This window comes from Imperialibacter sp., from assembly GCF_040222815.1.
GTDB lineage: Bacteria > Bacteroidota > Bacteroidia > Cytophagales > Cyclobacteriaceae > Imperialibacter.
This window is the reverse complement of sequence record NZ_JAVKCH010000001.1, coordinates 269,145-288,503: the sequence shown is the minus strand read 5'-3', so window position 1 is coordinate 288,503 and position 19,359 is coordinate 269,145. Positions and strand designations below refer to the sequence as shown.

17 protein-coding genes are annotated in these 19,359 nt (G+C 46.2%); 7 read left to right on the top strand and 10 right to left on the bottom strand.

Annotated elements, in window-relative coordinates; all coding sequences use genetic code 11:
- Positions 1-9: 9 nt before the first annotated feature.
- On the bottom strand, positions 10-750 hold the full coding sequence (ppgK, locus tag RIF36_RS01145) for a polyphosphate--glucose phosphotransferase (RefSeq protein WP_151996697.1): 741 nt from the start codon (positions 748-750) through the stop codon (positions 10-12).
- 129 nt (positions 751-879) lie between these two features.
- Between ppgK and RIF36_RS01140 the strand changes: the two genes are divergently transcribed.
- The gene (locus RIF36_RS01140; RefSeq protein ID WP_350071692.1) at positions 880-1,212 is read left to right on the top strand and encodes a PadR family transcriptional regulator; all 333 of its coding nucleotides are present in this window, start codon (positions 880-882) and stop codon (positions 1,210-1,212) included.
- Positions 1,209-3,869 (top strand): ABC transporter permease, encoded by a 2,661-nt coding sequence (locus RIF36_RS01135; protein WP_350118758.1) that lies wholly within the window; start codon positions 1,209-1,211, stop codon positions 3,867-3,869. The genes RIF36_RS01140 and RIF36_RS01135 overlap by 4 nt, the downstream gene beginning before the upstream one ends.
- Positions 3,870-3,888: 19 nt before the next feature.
- Here RIF36_RS01135 and RIF36_RS01130 read toward each other — a convergent pair whose 3' ends face one another.
- Both RIF36_RS01130 and RIF36_RS01125 read right to left on the bottom strand, forming a co-directional pair.
- A complete protein-coding gene (locus tag RIF36_RS01130) occupies positions 3,889-4,140 on the bottom strand; it encodes a glutaredoxin family protein (protein WP_151996694.1) in 252 nt (83 codons plus the stop codon).
- Positions 4,137-5,309, bottom strand: a complete 1,173-nt coding sequence (locus tag RIF36_RS01125; RefSeq protein ID WP_350118756.1) for a cation:proton antiporter — start codon at positions 5,307-5,309, stop codon at positions 4,137-4,139. The genes RIF36_RS01130 and RIF36_RS01125 overlap by 4 nt, the downstream gene beginning before the upstream one ends.
- A gap of 314 nt (positions 5,310-5,623) precedes the next feature.
- Between RIF36_RS01125 and nagB the strand changes: the two genes are divergently transcribed.
- Both nagB and RIF36_RS01115 read left to right on the top strand, forming a co-directional pair.
- Positions 5,624-7,588 carry a glucosamine-6-phosphate deaminase gene (gene nagB / locus RIF36_RS01120; protein ID WP_350118753.1) on the top strand — a complete coding sequence of 655 codons (1,965 nt, stop codon included), beginning with the start codon at positions 5,624-5,626 and terminating at the stop codon, positions 7,586-7,588.
- A gap of 33 nt (positions 7,589-7,621) precedes the next feature.
- Positions 7,622-8,572 (top strand): nitrilase family protein, encoded by a 951-nt coding sequence (locus RIF36_RS01115; RefSeq protein ID WP_350118750.1) that lies wholly within the window; start codon positions 7,622-7,624, stop codon positions 8,570-8,572.
- Positions 8,573-8,602: 30 nt separating this feature from the next.
- Here the strand turns inward: RIF36_RS01115 and RIF36_RS01110 are convergent, their stop codons facing one another.
- Positions 8,603-9,178 (bottom strand): 2'-5' RNA ligase family protein, encoded by a 576-nt coding sequence (locus tag RIF36_RS01110; RefSeq protein WP_350071707.1) that lies wholly within the window; start codon positions 9,176-9,178, stop codon positions 8,603-8,605.
- Between the two features lie 95 nt (positions 9,179-9,273).
- On the opposite strand from RIF36_RS01110, the gene RIF36_RS01105 reads away from it, so the two are divergent.
- Complete coding sequence (locus RIF36_RS01105; protein ID WP_350118747.1) at positions 9,274-10,728, top strand: gluconokinase; 1,455 nt, start codon at positions 9,274-9,276, stop codon at positions 10,726-10,728.
- A 16-nt stretch (positions 10,729-10,744) separates the two neighbouring features.
- Here RIF36_RS01105 and RIF36_RS01100 read toward each other — a convergent pair whose 3' ends face one another.
- The 3 genes from RIF36_RS01100 to RIF36_RS01090 are packed head-to-tail and all read right to left on the bottom strand — an operon-like array spanning position 10,745 to position 14,099.
- The gene (locus RIF36_RS01100; RefSeq protein ID WP_350149248.1) at positions 10,745-11,299 is read right to left on the bottom strand and encodes a Maf family nucleotide pyrophosphatase; all 555 of its coding nucleotides are present in this window, start codon (positions 11,297-11,299) and stop codon (positions 10,745-10,747) included.
- A complete protein-coding gene (locus RIF36_RS01095) occupies positions 11,283-12,584 on the bottom strand; it encodes a DUF1015 domain-containing protein (RefSeq protein ID WP_350118741.1) in 1,302 nt (433 codons plus the stop codon). Before RIF36_RS01095 ends, RIF36_RS01100 begins: the two co-directional genes overlap by 17 nt.
- 9 nt (positions 12,585-12,593) lie before the next feature.
- Positions 12,594-14,099, bottom strand: coding sequence for an acetyl-CoA carboxylase biotin carboxylase subunit (locus RIF36_RS01090; RefSeq protein WP_350118738.1), 1,506 nt, complete (start codon positions 14,097-14,099; stop codon positions 12,594-12,596).
- 159 nt (positions 14,100-14,258) lie between these two features.
- On the opposite strand from RIF36_RS01090, the gene RIF36_RS01085 reads away from it, so the two are divergent.
- Entirely contained in the window at positions 14,259-15,509 is a 1,251-nt protein-coding gene (locus RIF36_RS01085; protein ID WP_350118735.1) for an aminotransferase class I/II-fold pyridoxal phosphate-dependent enzyme, read from the top strand.
- A 95-nt stretch (positions 15,510-15,604) separates the two neighbouring features.
- Entirely contained in the window at positions 15,605-15,778 is a 174-nt protein-coding gene (locus RIF36_RS01080) for a BF3379 family histone-like protein (protein ID WP_151996684.1), read from the top strand.
- A 92-nt stretch (positions 15,779-15,870) separates the two neighbouring features.
- On the opposite strand, the gene dapA is transcribed toward RIF36_RS01080, so the two are convergent.
- The 3 genes from dapA to ligA are packed head-to-tail and all read right to left on the bottom strand — an operon-like array spanning position 15,871 to position 19,314.
- Positions 15,871-16,746 carry a 4-hydroxy-tetrahydrodipicolinate synthase gene (dapA, locus tag RIF36_RS01075; protein WP_350118732.1) on the bottom strand — a complete coding sequence of 292 codons (876 nt, stop codon included), beginning with the start codon at positions 16,744-16,746 and terminating at the stop codon, positions 15,871-15,873.
- Positions 16,739-17,260 carry a DUF6913 domain-containing protein gene (locus RIF36_RS01070; RefSeq protein ID WP_350118729.1) on the bottom strand — a complete coding sequence of 174 codons (522 nt, stop codon included), beginning with the start codon at positions 17,258-17,260 and terminating at the stop codon, positions 16,739-16,741. The genes dapA and RIF36_RS01070 overlap by 8 nt, the downstream gene beginning before the upstream one ends.
- Complete coding sequence (gene ligA / locus RIF36_RS01065) at positions 17,260-19,314, bottom strand: NAD-dependent DNA ligase LigA (RefSeq protein ID WP_350118726.1); 2,055 nt, start codon at positions 19,312-19,314, stop codon at positions 17,260-17,262. Before ligA ends, RIF36_RS01070 begins: the two co-directional genes overlap by 1 nt.
- Positions 19,315-19,359 lie beyond the last annotated feature (45 nt).

Here is a 19,359-nt window from a genome sequence, read left to right as displayed (position 1 = left end):
TGAGAGGTGTTACGTCAACTCCTTTTTTGCAGCGAGTGCTGCTCCAATAATGCCCGCATTGTTCCTGAGTTTCGCAGGCACCACCTTGGTGTCCAAGTCCAGGTACCTGAAAAATTCCTTGTGTTTTTTGGAGATGCCGCCACCCACGACAATTAGATCGGGCCACAGCAGAAATTCCAGCCTCTTGAGGTATTCATTAAATCTTTTGCCCCAAACTTCCCAGTCAAGCTCTTGTTTTTCCTTCACACTGGCAGATGCATAGTGCTCACCGAAGGTGTTGTTCACCATGATATACCCCAGCTCAGTATTGGGAAAAAGCCTTTTCTTGTAGAAGATGGAGGTGCCTATGCCCGTTCCTGCAGCCACCATGATTACGGATCCTTTTTCCTTTTTGCCAGCGCCAAACTTCACTTCGGCTAATCCAGCGGCATCCACATCGTTGATAAGGTGTGTAGGGCAGCCTGTAGCCATTTCGAAGGCTTTACCAGCATTGAGGCCAATCCACTTTTCGTCGATATTGGAGGCGGTCATCACAATTTCTTTCTTGATGGCAGCCGGGAAACCAATGCCAATGATGCCTTTCCAGTCAAAGTGTTCAACAATGGCTTTAACAGTGGCAATCATTGCATCTGGTGTGGCTGGGGAGGGTGTAGGGATTCTGAACCGATCTTCCATGAAGGAGCCTGTTCTTGTATCCACGGGAGCTGCTTTCATGCCTGTGCCACCAATATCAATGCCTAAAACCACCATTGTACTCTGTTTAAAGGATGTTTCCGCTAAGCTATAATATCTCTTTCTATATAAAAATTATTCTTTTGCTCTCTTTTGTAGAACAAATATCCCCTTACCTTCGTATTAGTTCTACAAAATAGAGTGACTATGAAAGGCGACGTATTGGGTGAGTTTGAAGAAATCATCTTGTTGATAGTAGGGGTGCTTGGCCAGGATGCCTATGGACTGGGTATCCGAGACGAGCTTGAAAAGCAAACAGGGCGCAGTGCTGCCATTGGTGCTGTGCACGCCACGCTCAACCGCCTGCAAGAAAAGGGATATGTGGAGTCCGGCATGAAGGAAGGCACGCAGGAGCGGGGAGGAAGACGAAAAAGGGTCTTTCAAATGACTGGTTTAGGGAAAAAGGCCCTGACTGATTCAAAGGATGTGCGGGTTAATTTGTGGAGTCAGCTCCCCGATTTGAATATTGGAAAAGTATGAACAATTCGTCTCCAGACATCGGAAGACCACCCATTTGGGCCGACAGGTTGCTGGAATTCTTCTGTAAGGGCGAGTTGCTGGAAGAGGTGCAAGGTGATCTTGCTGAGTACTATTTCAGAACTTATAAACAGAAGGGAAGGCGGAAGGCGGGTATCGTCTATTGGTACCATGTGATCAACTTTCTGCGCCCTTTTGCATTGAAAAAGCTAAAGTCAAACTCAAATACAACAACAATGATTCGTTTCAACCTAATGATTGCTCTCAGGAACCTGAACCGCTACCGGTTCTATTCTTTCCTGAACATCTCCGGCCTCGCCATAGGGTTGGCAAGCTGTCTTTTTATCATGCTTTTTGTGATGGATGAGCTCAGCTATGACAAGTTCCATCCCGACTATAAAAGGATATACAGGGTGGCGTCAGACCTGAGGTTTGGCAACAACCAATTCGATTTTCCTGTCACGCCTGCTCCTATGGCAGAGTCATTTTTGAAGGACTTCCCTGAGATTGAAATGGCCGGCAAAATGCGAACCTACGGTACTGGCCTCGTTAAAAAAGGAGATGCTTTCTATAAACAAAAGAACATATTTTATGCTTCGCAGGGGCTGCTGGATATTTTTCGGTTTCCCACCATATACGGCTCCCTGGATAATGCCATTACCGAACCCAATACTATTGTATTGTCTCATTCTTCTGCTAAAAAGATATTCGGCGATATGAACCCCGTTGGGGAGAGCGTTAAGATAGATGAACGGTTAACCGTAAAGGTTTCCGGCGTGTATGAGGATCTGCCTGAAAACAGCCATTTTCATCCGGAGCTCTTGATTTCGATAGAAAACGACCGGGGCAATGACAATGTTTGGCTGGGCAATAACTACTACACCTATTTTTTGCTGAATGCCCAGAACGACGAAACAGGCCTTGAAGCGAAATTTGCCTCGGTGTATGAAAAGTATTTTGCTCCGCAGCTCAAGGAAATGGTGGGTGTGGACTTTAATGAGATGATGGCAAGTGGCGATCATATCAACTATTACCTTCAGCCAGTGGCCGACATTCATCTTAATTCTCATTTGGCCGTTGAAGTGGAGGCCAATGGAAGCATGGAATATGTTTACATTTTCAGTGCCATCGCTTTATTTATTCTGGTTATTGCCTGCATTAATTTCATGAACCTGTCTACAGCAAGAGCCGCCATGAGGGCCAAGGAGGTAGGGATCAAGAAGGTGCTCGGATCGGTGCGCCGACAGCTCATTAGCCAATTTCTTACTGAATCCATTCTGTTCGCCTTTCTGGCTTCCCTGGTCGCTGTTATTCTCGTGGTATTGCTGCTGCCGCTTTTCAACAGCTTCAGCGGAAAAGAAGTCGGGCACATCCTACTCGATCGGCCAATTGTTTGGGTTTATCTCGTTGCCGCCGTGTTTGGCATTGGTGTATTGGCCGGGCTTTATCCAGCCTTTTACCTGTCGAAGTATCAGCCGACTGCGGTTTTGAAAGGCACTTACCAGGCAGGTAGCAGGGCTAGCTGGTTTCGAAACGTGCTGGTGGTTTTTCAATTCGCCACTTCGTTGTTCCTTATTATTGGGTCTCTTACGGTGTACAGTCAATTGAATTACACTCAAAACCGGGACCTGGGCTTTGACAGAGAACAGGTAATAATACTTGAAAATGTTGGTAACCTTGGAGACAAGAACAAAGTGCTCAGGAACGAACTAGCCAAGAATGCTTCTGTCGTAAATACCTCTATATCCTCTTTTTATCCTCTGAGCGACTTCCGCTCCGACCAGCCGTTTCTCCCCGAGGGCACAACCAGCATTGAAGAATCAGTTTCGTGCCAGGTCTGGTCTGTTGATTTTGATTACCTAAAGACCTTTGAAATGGAGGTTCTCAGCGGGCGGGACTTTGATATCCAAATGCCAAGTGATTCTTCGGGGGTTGTGATCAATGAAACTGCTGCGAAAAGGTTTGGCATTGAGCAGGCTACGGGCCAAAAGATTAAGGTGCTGGGTGATTTCGGTGTGCAAGGTAAAAAGGAATTCACGGTTCTTGGTGTGGTAAAGGATTTTCACTTCGAATCGTTGAGAAACAATGTAGTGCCTGTTTTACTATTCATCACAAAATACTCAGCAGACCACATGGCTGTAAGACTAAAGACAGACAACCTTTCCAGGACATTGGCCGACCTTGAAGAAACCTGGAGTCAGGTCGCCGGGGGCATTCCTTTCGAATATCAGTTTCTGAACCAGTCTTTCGAAGCAAAGTACCGGTCGGAGAGCCAGCTAGGCACTATCTTCGCCGTTTTTTCAGGGCTAGCCATCTTTATAGGCTGTCTGGGGCTTTTTGGACTCTCGGCCTACACTGCCGAAAGAAGAAAGAAGGAGCTTGGTATTCGCAAAGTGCTGGGTGCTGAGGTGTTCTCGCTGGTGAGGCTGCTCTTCACCGAATTTTCTATCCTCCTGGTGATAGCCATAATTGTCGCCATTCCATTAGCCTGGTATGCGATGAACCTTTGGCTGAACGATTTTGCTTACAGAGTTGGCTTGAGCCTGGGCACTTTCGTTGTGTCCAGCCTGATAGTCATCCTTGTTGGGTTGGTCACTGTCAGCTTTCAATCCTTCAAGGCTGCGAGATCAAATCCGGTTGATAATCTGAAATACGAATAGTAAGTTGGCAGGCAGGCGGTCACACCAACTTGTTCCTTTTCAAGCTCTCCCGTAGTTTTTCTATGGGAGGGTTTTTCATTTTGTCGTCACCCACCACAACCATCGGGAATTTGACCAGCCCTCCGTTCATCGCCTTCACTTCCTCCATCGCCTTATCGTCTTTTTCGATGTCCAGAAATTCGAAGTCTACCCACTCACTTTGAAGATAATTACGAAACCCTGATGTTTTGGGGCACCAATCGGCACCATATAGTTTTGGTTTTTCGCTCATGCAGAAGCTGGTTTAGCAAAAATGTTAGAAAGCCTGTCGGCGTTTTGAATGACCAACGGAGTAATGGCCATCGTTATGATAGCAACCGGAATGAAAACCTTAAAGTTCGTTTCTGAAATCAGTCCCTGATTGAATCCAGCTTTGACCAGGATGAAGGAAAACTCCCCAACCTGCATGATCATAAGAGAGGAAATGATTGCAGTCTTCGTGGGTACCTGCAGCGACTTTCCGGCAAAAAAGCCACCGAAAAACTTAAGGATAAGAACGAGAAATACTCCCATCATCACAAGCAGTGGACTTTCAAAAAATATGCGATAGTCGAGGAGCATGCCAAGCGAAATAAAGAAGAAGCTGATAAAGACATACCTGAAAGGTAAAAAGCAGCTAATGGCCAGTTTATTATAGTCGGTTTCAGCCACAATCAAACCCGCAATAAATGCTCCCAGTGCCAGCGAAAGGCCAAGGTAGGACGTGATGGTGGTTATCATGCAAACAATAAAGATGGTGGCAATCAGAAACACCTCCTGGCTTTTAGTTTTCATCACAATCACTAAAAAAGGTGGAATAAGGTATCGGGCCGCCAGCACAGCACCTGCCAAAAGTGCCGCAAGCTTGAGTACCAGAATGGCAATGTCCATGACCCAATCGCTGCTCTGCCCCGAAAGGATAGGTACCAAAAGCATCATAGGAACGATGGCAATGTCTTGAAACAACAGAATGGCAAGGATCAGCTTGCCGTGGCTTGTAGGAATTTCTATTCTGTCCTGGAGCTGCTTGATCACTATTGCAGTGCTGCTGCAAGTGACAATAAACCCAAGGAATACTGCCTGATTCCATGAAACACCAAAGAGCCTGGAGAGAAGCGTTGAAAGCAGAATTGTGAATATCACTTGAAGCGTGCCTCCCACTAGCACATATTTCTTAATCTTCAGCAGGTTCTTGATCGAAAACTCAAGCCCAACCGAAAAAAGAAGTAGAATGACACCAATTTCTGCAAACACTTCCACCTCGGTAGCACCATTTAAGATACCGAAGGTGGTGGGGCTTACAATGATTCCTGTGAGAAGAAAACCAACGAGGTAGGGGATTCTAAAATTATTACATACAAGTACAACCAGGATAGTTATACCGAAAATGATGCCTATAGTAAGTAAAATAGGAAGATGCATAAAGGAACTGGGTTGGTCGTATGCTTTTAGCTAAAATTTCATGAAATTTCCTACAATAGCAAAAATTCAATCGCAGAAGTAGTAATTTGAAAGGCTCACACCTGAAAAATGGACATAAAAGGATACGCCCAGCGGAGAAGGCCCTGCCGGAGCAGAATTGAAGGGTTGCTCTTGGAACTGGTAATGATAGATACTCCGGAGATTGTGTTTTCATCAGTTGATTGAACAAAACTAAAAAAAATGCTTTCAAATAGCTTTGTGTGCGCACACATTTTTTATACCTTGCAACAGATTTGGAAACAAACGACACCAAGATGACAACAAAAACCGCCAAAGGATACGACTTCGTCGCTGTGCCTGACATCAGAACAGTAGATAAAAAGGAACTGACTCGTTTTGAGAGAATTCCCACAGAGATTTTGCCCACCAGTCAGCTTGCTTCGCTCAATGTGGCCAAAGAAATTGCTGAACTGATAAAAGCTAAGGCTGCCAAAGGAGAAAAGTGTGTGCTGGGGCTTGCCACCGGTTCCACCCCAACCCAGGTGTACAACCAGCTCGTAAGAATGCACAAGGAAGAAGGGCTCAGCTTCAAAAATGTGATCACATTCAACCTGGACGAGTATTTTCCTATGCAGCCGAATGAACTACAAAGCTACGTGCGGTTCATGAAAGAGTACCTTTTTGACCATGTGGACATAGACATGGCCAACGTAAATATACCTGACGGCACCGTAGCTAAAGAAAACGTTTATGAATATTGCCGCAACTATGAAGCGAAAATTGACAGCGTAGGAGGTATTGACCTTCAGCTTTTGGGCATTGGCCGCACAGGTCACATCGGCTTCAACGAGCCGGGTTCTTCCATAACCTCACCAACAAGAATGATTACCCTTGACCACATCACAAGGGTAGATGCTGCAAGCGACTTTTTTGCGCAGGAAAATGTCCCTCGTCATGCCATCACCATGGGTGTAGGCACTATCATGAAAGCCAAAAAGATTATTCTGATGGCCTGGGGTGAAGGAAAAGCCAAAGTTATAGCAAGAACAATAGAAGGCGACGTGTCTGAGCAAGTGCCAGCTACGTATCTGCAGCGTCATTCAAACACACAGTTCTATCTGGATATTTCTGCTTCGGCCGAACTGACGAGGGTGAAAATGCCATGGCTGGTAGGTGAAGTAACCTGGGACGACTACCTGACGAAGAAAGCCATTATCTGGCTTTGCCAGAAGATGGATAAGCCTATTTTGAAATTGACCGACAGAGACTATGCCGAACATGGCATGAGTGATCTGGTGACAGAACATGGCCCTGCCTATCAGATCAATATCAGGTTGTTCAATGAGCTGCAGCACACCATTACCGGATGGCCTGGAGGCAAGCCCAATGCTGACGACACGCATCGTCCGGAAAGGGCAATGCCTGCCACCAAACGTGCGATCATCTTCAGTCCACACCCCGACGACGATGTAATCAGCATGGGCGGTACGTTTATCAGGCTGGTTGACCAGGGTCACGAGGTTCATGTAGCTTACCAGACATCTGGCAATATTGCGGTGTTTGATGACGATGTGATCCGTTTTGCTGACTTTTTCCGTGACTTGAGAAAAGAATTCAACTATTCCAATCCTCAGGAAACAGATCTCTATAAAGGAGTGAAGGAAGCTTTGAAAAAGAAAAAGCCAGGAGAGGTAGACACACCAGAAGTGATGAAGATCAAAGCATTGATCAGGCGCTCAGAAGCCAAGGCTGGTGCTCGTTATGTGGGCATTCCTGACGAGCAAATGCACTTCCTGGATATGCCGTTCTACGAAACAGGTAAAGTAAGAAAGAAACCGATTGGTGAAGATGACATCAAGCTCATCATGGACTTGCTTGACAAGGTGAAGCCTCATCAAATCTACGCAGCTGGTGACTTGTCGGATCCACACGGCACGCACAGGGTATGTCTTGATGCCATTCTCCAGGCCGTCGACAGAATGAAGGGTGAGAAATGGATGGATGACTGTAGGGTTTGGCTCTACAGAGGTGCATGGCAGGAATGGGAGATTGAGAACATTGACATGGCCGTGCCTATTAGCCCCGACGAGCTGATGAGAAAACGAAAGGCCATCTTCAAGCACCAGTCGCAGAAAGACGCTGCTGTGTTCCCCGGCAACGACGCCAGAGAGTTCTGGCAACGAGCTGAAGACAGAAACCACGACACCGCCAGGATTTACGATTTACTTGGCCTTGCTGAGTATGAAGCCATTGAAGCATTCAGAAGGTATTATTTCTAACAAAAAAGGGGCTTCGAGCCCCTTTATTTTTCTATGGAAAAGAAGCCGATAAAAATTGCAGTTGCCCAATTTCAACCTAAGGATGGCGACAAAGCTTACAACCTCTCAGTGATTGATAAGCTCACCAAAGCTGCCAGCGATAAGGGTGCCGACGTGGTCAGCTTTCATGAAATGTCCATTACTGCCTACACCTTCTTCAAGAACCTTTCAAAGGATGAGGTATTTGCTCATGCCGAGACAGTTCCTGATGGATCAAGCTGTCGGCGGCTGATAGACATCTCCAGAAAACACAACATAGCGGTGCTGGCCGGTCTTGTGGAGCTGGACGGAGATAAAGTATACAACACCTATGTGTGTGTAACAAAAGATGGTGTGATAGCCAAGTTTCGTAAGCTTCATCCATTCATTAGTGAGTACCTCAGTCCAGGTAACGAATATGTTGTTTTTGACCTGCTGGGTTGGACATGTGGCATCCTGATTTGCTACGATAATAATGTGGTAGAAAATGTGAGGGCCACCGCACTGTTAGGTGCTGAGGTCATTTTTGCGCCCCACGTAACCATGTGCACACCTTCGGCCATGCCTGGCAGGGGGTATGTTGACGATGCACTCTGGCAAAAAAGAGACACCGATCCTGTGCCGCTTCGTATGGAGTTTGACGGGCCCAAAGGCAGGGCATGGCTGCTTCGCTGGCTACCCGCAAGAGCCTATGACAACGGCGTGTACTATGTCTTTTCCAACCCCATCGGCTACGACGGAGAGCACCTGAAAAATGGCAATTCCCTTGTCCTTGATCCTTACGGCGAAATATTGACCGAAATTCGGAGTTTTGAAGATGAAGTGAGTGTAGCCACTATCACGCCGGAGAAGCTAACACTGGCAGGAGGCTACCGATACAGAAAGGCCAGAAGACCGTCGCTCTATAAGGATATTATTGGGAAAGAACACGAGTCGATCACTAAGCCGACGTGGCTGAAATCATAGTACCGCTTGCCGTGAATTGCATGTCTGCTTCTAATTGCTTGCCAGCATAATTTCCCGGTACGGGCCCCACTTTAACGGCTCTTCCTTTTGCTGTTTTCTCTTGAGTACGACCAACCTGTCGCAGGTAAAGGATTTTTGAAAACGCAGGGTCTTAATATCATCCCAGGCTTTCTCAAACAAATCAATCGGGATCGTTCGTCCAAGGGTAATGTGCGGGTCGTAGCTATGTTTCCGTAGTCTGAAAAAATTGGCCAGCCACTTTTGAAGGTAAACGATACTGTCCTTTCTCTCTATATTCACGTAGAGCGTCCGGCTTTTTTGCCCATGAGAGTAATAGTCAAATCCGTTAACATCTACCTGAAATGAAGGCATCCAGCTGATATTCATCAGCTCCAGCATGTGATCCATTTGGTCAGTGCTGGAGATATTAAAAAGAGAGATATGTGGCGTGGAATGGTGACCCGCATATCTGCTGCCAATGGCGTTAAAAACTCGATCTTTCAATGCTACAACATCTTTTTCTATCTCTTTCAAATGGATCAAAAACAAATATTCGAACACCTGCTGACTTCTCTGGGCTGGAAACAAGGAAGAACTTTCGCTCATCTGGATCAAATTTTAGTCTTGGTTTTCATATTAGTAAAAAGAAACGATTTAATTCGCCATAAGTTTACAGATCATAGGTTTTCGAAGATAATTGGATGCAGTACCTCGTCGGTTTAGATATTGGCACTACCAGCACAAAAGCAGTTGCATTTGGCATTGATGGCAGGCAACTCAAAGTAGTCAATAATAATTACCCTCTTATTTCTCCACAGGAGGGTTGGTTTGAACAGGCTCCAGGGCAAATTGTTCGTGCATCGGAGACTGCATTGAAAACGCTGATTGAGCAGCTAGGAGAAGAGCCGCTGGCTGTAAGCATTTCATCGGCGATGCATGGACTAATGCTGATAGGTAAGAATGGCGAGCCTATCACCAACCTGATTATTTGGGCAGATAACCGAAGCGACAAGGAAGCCAGACAGCTAAAGGCCAGCGACGAGGGTTCAGCCATCTATTTTGCGTCAGGCACGCCTATTCACCCGATGTCACCGTTGTGCAAACTGCTCTGGCTGCAAAAAAACCGACCCGATCTGATGCAGCGGGCAGAGAAATTCGTGTCGATCAAAGAATACATTATTCATCGATGGACAGGGGAGTACCTGTTGGATCAGTCGCTGGCTTCTGCCACCGGCTTGTACAATAACGAGTCGACAAAATGGAATGACCTGGCATTGCGGGTGGCCGGAATAAACGAGGGGCAGTTGCCTGAGGTAGTACCAACAACGACAATTCTCCCGAAGCTCAAAGTCGGCGTCGCTCAGCAGCTTGGTGTTGAAGCCGATACTCCGGTGGTTATAGGGGCCAGCGATGGTTGCCTGGCCAACCTGGGATCAGGTGTGCTCGACGCAACGACTGCCTCGCTGACCATCGGAACCAGCAGCGCCTACCGTAAAACCATCGATAGATTTGTCATTGATGACAGGCAAAGTGTGTTTAACTATATCCTTACAAGCGACTTGTACGTTGTTGGCGGGCCGTCTAACAACGGAGGTGTGGTGGCACAGTGGTTTGAAAAGGAATTTGGCGACGGTGAGTTTGATGAGCAGGCACTCAGGTCGATCAAATCCGGTAGTGACGGTTTAATTTTTCTCCCTTATCTGCTCGGCGAAAGAGCCCCGATATGGGATCCGGAATCAAAGGGTGTGTTTTTTGGCGTGCAGATGAACCACACCAGAAATCATTTCTATAAAGCGGTGTGGGAAGGTGTTTTCCAGGCTGCACATCATATTGCGGAAACTGTTGATCACGTAACGGGAGAGGTGGAAAACGTGGTAGTAAGTGGTGGTTTTGCGAAGTCAGACTACCTGATTCAAACCCTGGCCAATGTGCTTCAAAAGCCTTGCTGGCTATGCAACTCTGCCGAAAGTTCATCTTTTGGTGCCGCTATTCTTGGCCTGCATGCCATTGGCGAACTAAAGGACCTGAAGGACGCATCCGGGCTGGTACATTTTGAAAAGGAGTTTTTGCCAGATCCGACGGAGGCGCAAGTCTATCAGGAAGGCCTGGAAAAGTCGAAAAGAATTTATAGCAAGCTGAAAGATGAGTTCAGATAAAGTACCTATAGGCAGTTCAAAGGCTGTATTTCATCAGTCGTTGGTATACTTCCTGAATGGGTAAACCCACCACATTAAAGTAGGAACCCTCTATGCCCGTGATGCCAATCATTCCGATCCACTCCTGTATACCATAGGCACCTGCCTTGTCGAATGGTTTGTAATTACTGATATAGTAATCAATTTCTTCATTGGTCAGCTCTTTGAAGGTTACCTGGGTTGATACCGAAAAGGAGTCAGCCCCGTCTGGTGCTGCAATGCAGACGCCCGTAATTACGTCGTGCGAACGGCCCGATAATCTGCTGAGCATTGCAAAAGCCTCTTTGCTGTCAGCGGGTTTTTCCAGCAGCTCATTGTCCAGCACAACTGTCGTATCGGCTGTTACAATGATGGCATCTGAAAGTTTTTTGCCGTAAAAGGCACTTTTTTTCCTGGCCAGGTATTCGCCGACCTCCATTTTTTCGAGGGAGGCTGGATAACTTTCATCCACCTGCTCGGTGTATACTTCAAAACTAAATCCCGCCTCTCTTAGCAATTGCTGTCTTCTGGGAGAGTTAGAGGCTAGAATCAAAGGGTGACGTAAATTCATCTTCTTGAATGGATCCAAATAGAAAACCGCAAATGACTTTGGGGTAAAAATAAGTAGACTTTTGAGGGAGGGTATACCCACTCAAACACACTTCTTTGATTGTTTCGATAGATATGTCTTTGGTAATCACCGCAAAATGCGCCTCTCCGCTCAATACACTTGAATGGCACTCGGTGAAGTTTCGCTCGAACGATATTTTTTCAGACCTCGTTTGATCTTTGCCAGCGATACCCAATATCTTTTCAAAAATGAAGAAATGCATGACTGTCAAATCGAGTTCTTTAATTTTATCAGGAAAGTTCCATTCAATAAGGCCGATGCACTCCGGTTTCAGCCTGATTTTGTAAGCCTCGTCACCCATGAGTAAACCAAAAGCCCATTGCTTACCCAGGATAATCTCATTGACATCAGAAGCATTTTCCACCGGCTTTATGATAAAGTACGCTGCCAATTGAGTAAGCAGGTGTGCCGGATCAAATTTTGGCAGGTTTTTCACCAGGCGATGGGTAGGCAAAATTCTTAAATCGTGCGCCTCCGTGTTGGTGAAGTACATCATGTGGTAATTGAAGGCTTCTTTGCCGGTAGCCGTAGGCTCTGTAGCCAACTGCATTTTTTTGTATCGCAATGATCCTTCGTACCTGTGGTGGCCGTCGGCCAGTATTATCTGCTTATCTTTCATGATGGAAACGATTTTTCGTATCGATTCCGCATCGTTTACTACACCCAGTACATCCCGTACTCCCTGATAGTCCTCTGCTTCATAAATTGGCCGTTGTATGCTGGCATCCAGAATAGCCTCTATTTGGAAGTCCGGGTCGGTATACAAACCGTGAGTGGGGCTCACGTTGAGTTTCGTTTCTTCAAGAATGGCCACCCTGTCGTCAACGGAATGCTGCATCGTGCTTTCGTGTCGCATCAGCACTTTGTCCGACCAGTCGTAAGCCCGGATAAAGGCGACAAATCCCTTTCGGCAGTATTCTTTACTCTCACCGGGTAGAGTAAAATACTGGAAGTAGCTATAAATGCCCGGCACCATGTCCTGAACAATCACTTTTTCGTCCTTCCAGTTTTGAAGGGTTTGCCCTGCTTTCCAGGCGGCGTTTTCTCCCTGCGGCACCGACAAATGGATACTGTTGTGTGGGTGCTGATACAACCTGGCCCTCTGCTTCTCAGAAACGACGTCAAAAAGGGGGGAAGTTAGTTCGTCAATTTGTTTTCGCAGCTTGTAGTTATATCTCCAGGCTTTAAAGGGTCTTATCTCTGCCATTCCTTTTTGCTACAGTTTTGCTCTTTGTTTCCACCGGCTCAGCTTTACATCCGACGGGGAACTGGATGTACTTTGTCCGGAACTATTTTGAGTGACGGCTATTTGCTTTACTCCCAGGAGGGCTGCTATCTGCGCTTCCTGTTCCGTTAGGTCAACATCCAGCGACGCCGGAGTGAAGTATTTCTCAACAAACCGGGTATCGAAATTTCCAGATGCAAAGGCCTCATGCTGAAGAACAAAGCTGCAAAATGGCAGCGTCGTTTTTATGCCTGATATTTTGTACTCGTGTATGGCCCTGAGCATTCTCCCGATGGCAAGTTCTCTTGTTTCAGCATGCACGGTCAGTTTGGCAATCATTGGGTCGTAATATATAGGTATATCCATGCCTTCCTCAAAGCCATCATCCACCCGCACGCCAAGCCCTTGCGGGCGCACATAGGTAACCAGCTTCCCTATGTCAGGCAGGAAGCTATTGGCAGGGTCTTCTGCGTATACCCTCACTTCCAATGAGTGGCCATGTATTTTTAAGTCCTCCTGTTTGATTTCCAGCTGCTTTCCTTCCGCAATCAATATCTGCTGTCTTACAAGATCTATACCTGTGATCTGCTCAGTTACCGGATGCTCTACCTGCAAGCGAGTGTTCATTTCAAGGAAGAAGAATTCCAGATTTTCATCCACTATGAATTCGACCGTGCCTGCGCCGTAGTAGTCGCATGCTTTGGCCACTCTAACTGCTGCCTCGCCGATGGCCATTCTTTTCTCATGACCATAGACAGACGAAGGCGCCTCTTCGATGACTTTCTGATGCCGCCGCTGAATACTGCATTCTCTTTCAAAAAAATGAATGGTGTTGCCATGCTGGTCACCCAGCACCTGCACCTCAATGTGTCGTGGCGAGGTGATATACTTTTCGATAAAAACAGCACCATCGCCGAAAGCTGATTCTGCTTCACTTATGGCCCGCTGCATTTGTTCTTCAAATTCACTCTCTTCGTTCACGATCCTCATACCTTTGCCACCGCCTCCTGCACTGGCTTTAATAAGTATGGGATAGCCCACCTCAGCGGCCTGTTTTTTGGCTTTAGGTATATCCGTGATGGCAGTTTGAATACCAGGCACCATTGGTATGTCGTAGTGAGAAACAGCCTCCTTGGCCGCCAGCTTACTGCCCATTACCTCAATAGAAGCTGGAGACGGGCCGATAAAGATCAGTCCGGCTTTCGCTACCTTATCTGCGAAAATGGCATTTTCAGAGAGAAAGCCGTAGCCGGGGTGAATGGCATCGGCCCCGGCTTTTTTCGCTACGTCAATGATGGTGTCCATCTTAAGGTATGACTCCTTTGATGGTGGGGGGCCAACGCAGAATGCTTCGTCCGCATATCTAACGTGTAATGCTTTTCTATCTGCTTCGCTGTAAATCGCCACAGTCTTTATCCCCATTTCCCGGGCTGTTCGCATCACCCGCAGGGCGATCTCACCTCTGTTGGCAATTAATATCTTCTTAATGTTGGGCATTGATGTTGTTTTCACAGTCAGTAAGCACAATGCTACCTATTTCAATTTTAAATTCTAAACTCCACATGTATTATTTAAAGTTGGTTTGATATGCCGAATTATTCCTATTAGATTTGTGTGTTTTTTGAAAAACTCGCACAGATAACACTAAATTAATAAATGGATCTTTTTGAGAAACTTCTTCAGGACAAGGGACCACTAGGTCGTCATAAGTTCATCGATGATAATTACTACATGTTCCCCAAACTTGAAGGGGAAATAGCTCCAAGAATGATGTTCAAAGGCCAGGAGGTACTTACCTGGAGTCTCAACAACTACCTTGGTTTGGCTAACCACCCGGAGGTGAGAAAAGTAGATGCCGAGGCAGCTGCCAACTGGGGACTTGGTTATCCGATGGGTGCGAGAATGATGACTGGTAATTCAAACTACCATGAGCAACTTGAAAGAGAGTTGGCCAAGTTTGAAGAAAAGGATGATGTGATGCTGCTGAACTACGGTTATCAGGGGATCATGTCGGTTATAGATGCTCTTGTTGATAGAAAAGATGTTATCGTATACGATGCAGAATCTCATGCATGTATCATAGATGGTCTTCGTTTGCACATTGGCAAGCGCTTTGTGTATCCACACAATGACATGACCAGCCTTGAGAAGCAACTTCAGAGGGCAACGAAGCTTACCGAAGAATCTGGTGGGGGTATCCTTGTCATTACCGAAGGTGTTTTCGGAATGAGTGGCAACCAGGGTAACCTGAAAGGTATTGCAGCGCTCAAGAGCAAATACAACTTCAAGCTTCTTGTGGACGACGCACATGGTTTTGGCACTATGGGCAAAACAGGCGCTGGCACAGGAGAGGAGCAGGGAGTTCAGGATCAAATCGACCTTTACTTTTCTACTTTCGCCAAATCTATGGCGAGCATCGGTGCTTTTGTGGCCGGTGAAGCAGAAATTATCGACTTCCTTCGTTACAATACCAGGTCTCAAATTTATGCCAAGTCTATCCCAATGCCTTTAATCATTGGTGGGCTTAAGAGATTGGAAATACTAAGAACTCAACCTCAGCACAAGGACAACCTATGGAAGATTGTTCACGCTGTGCAAGACGGCTTCAGAGCCAAAGGCTTTAACATAGGAACTACTACCTCACCGGTAACGCCGGTATTGTTAAAAGGTGATCTTTATGAGGCAGCAAACCTTGTTAGAGACCTGCGAACTAATCATGGAATTTTCTGCTCAATGATTGTTTATCCAGTGGTTCCCAAAGGAGTGATTATGCTCCGCATTATCCCAACTGCTGTGCACACTCTTGAAGACGTGGAACTGACCATTGCCGCCTTTGAAAAAGTTAAAGGCAAATTAGATGAAGGAATCTATGCAAAAGCAGGGTCAAAAGGTGCTACAGTTGGATAGTTTTCCACAAATTAGCACTCGGGATATGCATTTTTAAACAATTTATTTATATTGCTCAACCTTTTTAATTCATCAATAACCTAAAATTCTTACATATGAAAAGATTTGACCAAATCAGAGATTTAGTTATGTCACTTGAAGGAGACTTCGTGAAATTTTATGACAAAGAAAACCAAGCTGCCGGTACGAGAGTACGTAAGGGTATGCAAGAGCTGAAGAACTTAGCTCAAGAAATTAGAATTGAGGTTCAGAACAAGAAAAACGGTTAATTAGTATATAACCTGCTTACTTAATAAAGGAATCTATGGCCTTCGGAATTTTTTCCGAAGGCTTTTTTATTGCCAATACTATTGGTTGATTTCTATATGCTGCGAACAGCAGACTTTATCTTTTCCCTCAGTGCGTTACTAGCTGAAACCAATGGCATTCTCACCCGGTCATTGCCAATACCGAGCTCACTCACAATGGCCTTGATGCCTGTAGGGTTTCCTTCTTCAGTAGTGAGCTGAATTACTTCATACAATTTGTGCAAAATAGCGCTCGCCTTTGCCGTCTCTCCGGCTATTGAATGACGAACCATTCCACTGAACTCGGCTGGAAATGCATTGGCTATGACCGATATCACACCGCTACCTCCAATCGAAAGTATGGGTACAGTTAACACATCATCTCCCGATATCAACTGAAAGCCTTCAGGCATTGACCTGGCAACTTCTATGCACTGCACCAAATCGCCCGAAGCTTCTTTGATGGCAATGATATTGGGGTGCTTTGCCAGCTCCAGCGTAGTTGACGCCTTGATATTGCAGCCAGTTCTTCCTGGTACGTTGTACAGTATGATGGGCAGCTTGCTATGGTCAGCCAGGTAGGTGAAATGTTGTAGCAAACCTGCCTGGTTAGGTTTGTTGTAGTAAGGTGTAACAGAAAGGAGTGCCTTCAAAGGATATTGCTCCAACTGCGGCATGAACTCCACAAGCTCTTTGGTGTCATATCCTCCCAGGCCAAACACCACAGGCAGGTTCTTGCTGTTGTTCTTGAAAACGAATGAAAGTATTTTGTGTTTTTCCGCTATGGAAAGAGTAACAGACTCACCTGTTGTGCCCAGCACCACCAGGTAGTCAACCCCGCCTTCGCTTACGTGATCAAGCACTTTTTTTAAAGCGTCGAAATCTATCTCCAGCTGTTCATTAAAAGGAGTAATCAGGGCTACCCCAGTCCCACTTAACCAATCATGCATTTGCCCTTAGTTTTTTGATATAGAAGTAAATCTTGTCGAGGAATACCTCGAAGTCAGTAGAAGGGTCAATGTGTATCATCAGTTGGTAGAAGTCTTTCCTTTCTACCATAAAGTGTCCAATCTTACACTTTGCATTCGCTCTGGATAAGATGTTGTCAACGAACTCATGAGATTCAGTATCTAAATTGATAAGGAAGTCAAAGTTGCGAGTCAAAAATAGGTCTATTTCTTCAGAAGTTAGCTTACCCCACACAGATAAGTTGTCGGTGGAGTAACGAGGAATTCTATATTGGGACATGGCTTCCTTTTTTGGAAAGAATGCCAATGTGGTCACTTCTTTTTTGTCTATTTGAATTTGGCGAACAAAGCTCAGCACCTTTTCATAGTGTTCGTCGTTCAAATACTTAAAAATGACCCCTATTTGATCGGCGTCGGAATAACCAGGCGACACTTGCAGTGTACTTTTTCTTATTGCTTTCTTCGTATGAACCGGTAGTAATAGTTTTCCCAGCATTAGTTGATCATTTTTAGGAAGTCGTCTTCTGAAATAATTTTTACACCAAGCTCATTGGCCTTCTCAAGCTTTGCAGGCCCCATGTTGTCGCCCGCCACCAAAAAGTTGAGTTTGGCCGAGACTGAGGATACGACCTTGCCTCCATTTTGTTTGATGACGTTCTTCAAATCGTCCCGTTCAAAACCTTTGAACACGCCACTAATAACAAAAGTTTGTCCGGCTAGTTTGTCGCTGGAAGCAACGAAAGCTCCACCCTCTGTTTTGAGTTTCAACCCGGCTGCCGAAAGTTTGTTGACGAATTCGACACTTTTGTCCGAACCAAAGAAATCAATTACCGACTGAGCGATTCGTTCGCCAATTTCCGGTGCCTCCAGTAGCTGTTCGTGGCTGGCTTTGCTAATCTCCTCAATGCCACCAAAGTGAGTGGCTAATTTTTCGGCCACTGTTCTTCCCACATACCTGATGCCCATGCCGAAGAGGACATTTTCGAAAGGCTGTTCCTTAGACTTTTCAATTGCATCGATAATGTTGCGGGCAGACTTTTCTCTCAGGCTTCTGGTGACTATATCGCCTTTTTTCTCCGAATAGCTGGAAAATTCCAGGCCATTGAGCTGTTCAAAGGTCAGGAAGTAGATATCCGCCGGGTCTCTGATCAGGCCGTGACTGAGCAGGCCAGCAATAGTTTCCGGCCCCATACTTTCGATGTTCATGGCATTGCGCTGAATGAAATGCTCAATGCGGCCTTGTATCTGCGGTGGGCAGCCGTCGGTGTTGGGACAGTAGTGGGCTGCTTCGCCTTCCGTTCTTACCAGAGGGGTTCCACATTCCGGGCACTTATCAAGATAAACTACCGCCTGGCTGCCCGGTTTCCTTTGTGCCGTGTCGACACCAGTTACTTTGGGAATAATCTCACCCCCCTTTTCAACAAACACCATGTCACCCACACGCAGATCGAGTCGGGCAATTTCATTGGCATTGTGTAACGACGCCCGCTTCACAGTGGTGCCGGCCAGCAGCACCGGCTTCAATTCTGCCACTGGGGTTACTGCGCCAGTTCTCCCGACCTGATAGGTGATGTCGAGCAGCTCCGTAACAGCACTCTGTGTTTTGTATTTGTAGGCAATGGCCCAGCGGGGGCTTTTGGCCGTGAAGCCAAGCATCCGTTGCTGAGTGATAGCATTCACTTTGATAACGACACCATCGGTATCAAGGGGCAAGTCGAGCCTTTTTGTTTCCCACTCAGCAATGTACTTCAGCACATCGTCTATAGTGGCACATTTACCATAAGTAAGAGATACGTTGAATCCCCATTTTTCCAGCAAATGCACGGCTTCTTCATGTGTTTGAATAAGGCTTTCTACGCCAAGCAGTGAGTAAACATAACAGTCGAGGCGGCGCTTCGCCACTGCTGCCGAATCCTGCTGCTTGAGCGTGCCTGAAGCAGTATTTCTTGGGTTAGCCAAAAGCGGCTCACCTATATCTTCCTTTTCAGCATTGATTTTGTCAAACATTTTCCTCGGAAGGAACACTTCACCCCGCACTTCAAATTCCGATGGATAATTACTGTCGTTGGTGAGTCGCAGCGGGATACTGTGAATAGTTCTGGCGTTGTTGGTCACGTCATCGCCCCGGGTACCGTCACCTCTGGTTACCGCCCGGGAAAGACGACCGTTTTCGTAGGTAAGGCTGAGTGCCACGCCATCAAACTTCATTTCGCAGAAATACTCATAGGGTGCACCCTCCAATGCTTTGGCGACCCTTTGATCAAAATCACGGAGCTCCTGCTCAGAGTAGGTGTTTCCCAGCGACAGCATAGGATACTTGTGCTCAACCGTTTCGAAGTCTTTGGTGACAGTACCACCAACCCGAAGTGTGGGAGAGTTTTCATCCACAAACTCAGGAAACGCAACTTCGAGTTCCTGAAGTTTTTTTAGTAGGGTATCAAAATCAAAGTCGGAGATTTCAGTCCTGTGCTCCTGATAGTAGAGGCGATTATGGTAATTTAGCTCCTGGCTAAGCCTGGCTATTTCTTCTCTGGCTTCTTCCTTGGTCATGATGGCAAATTAAGGCCCTTAAATTTCTACAAATAAGCCATCAAA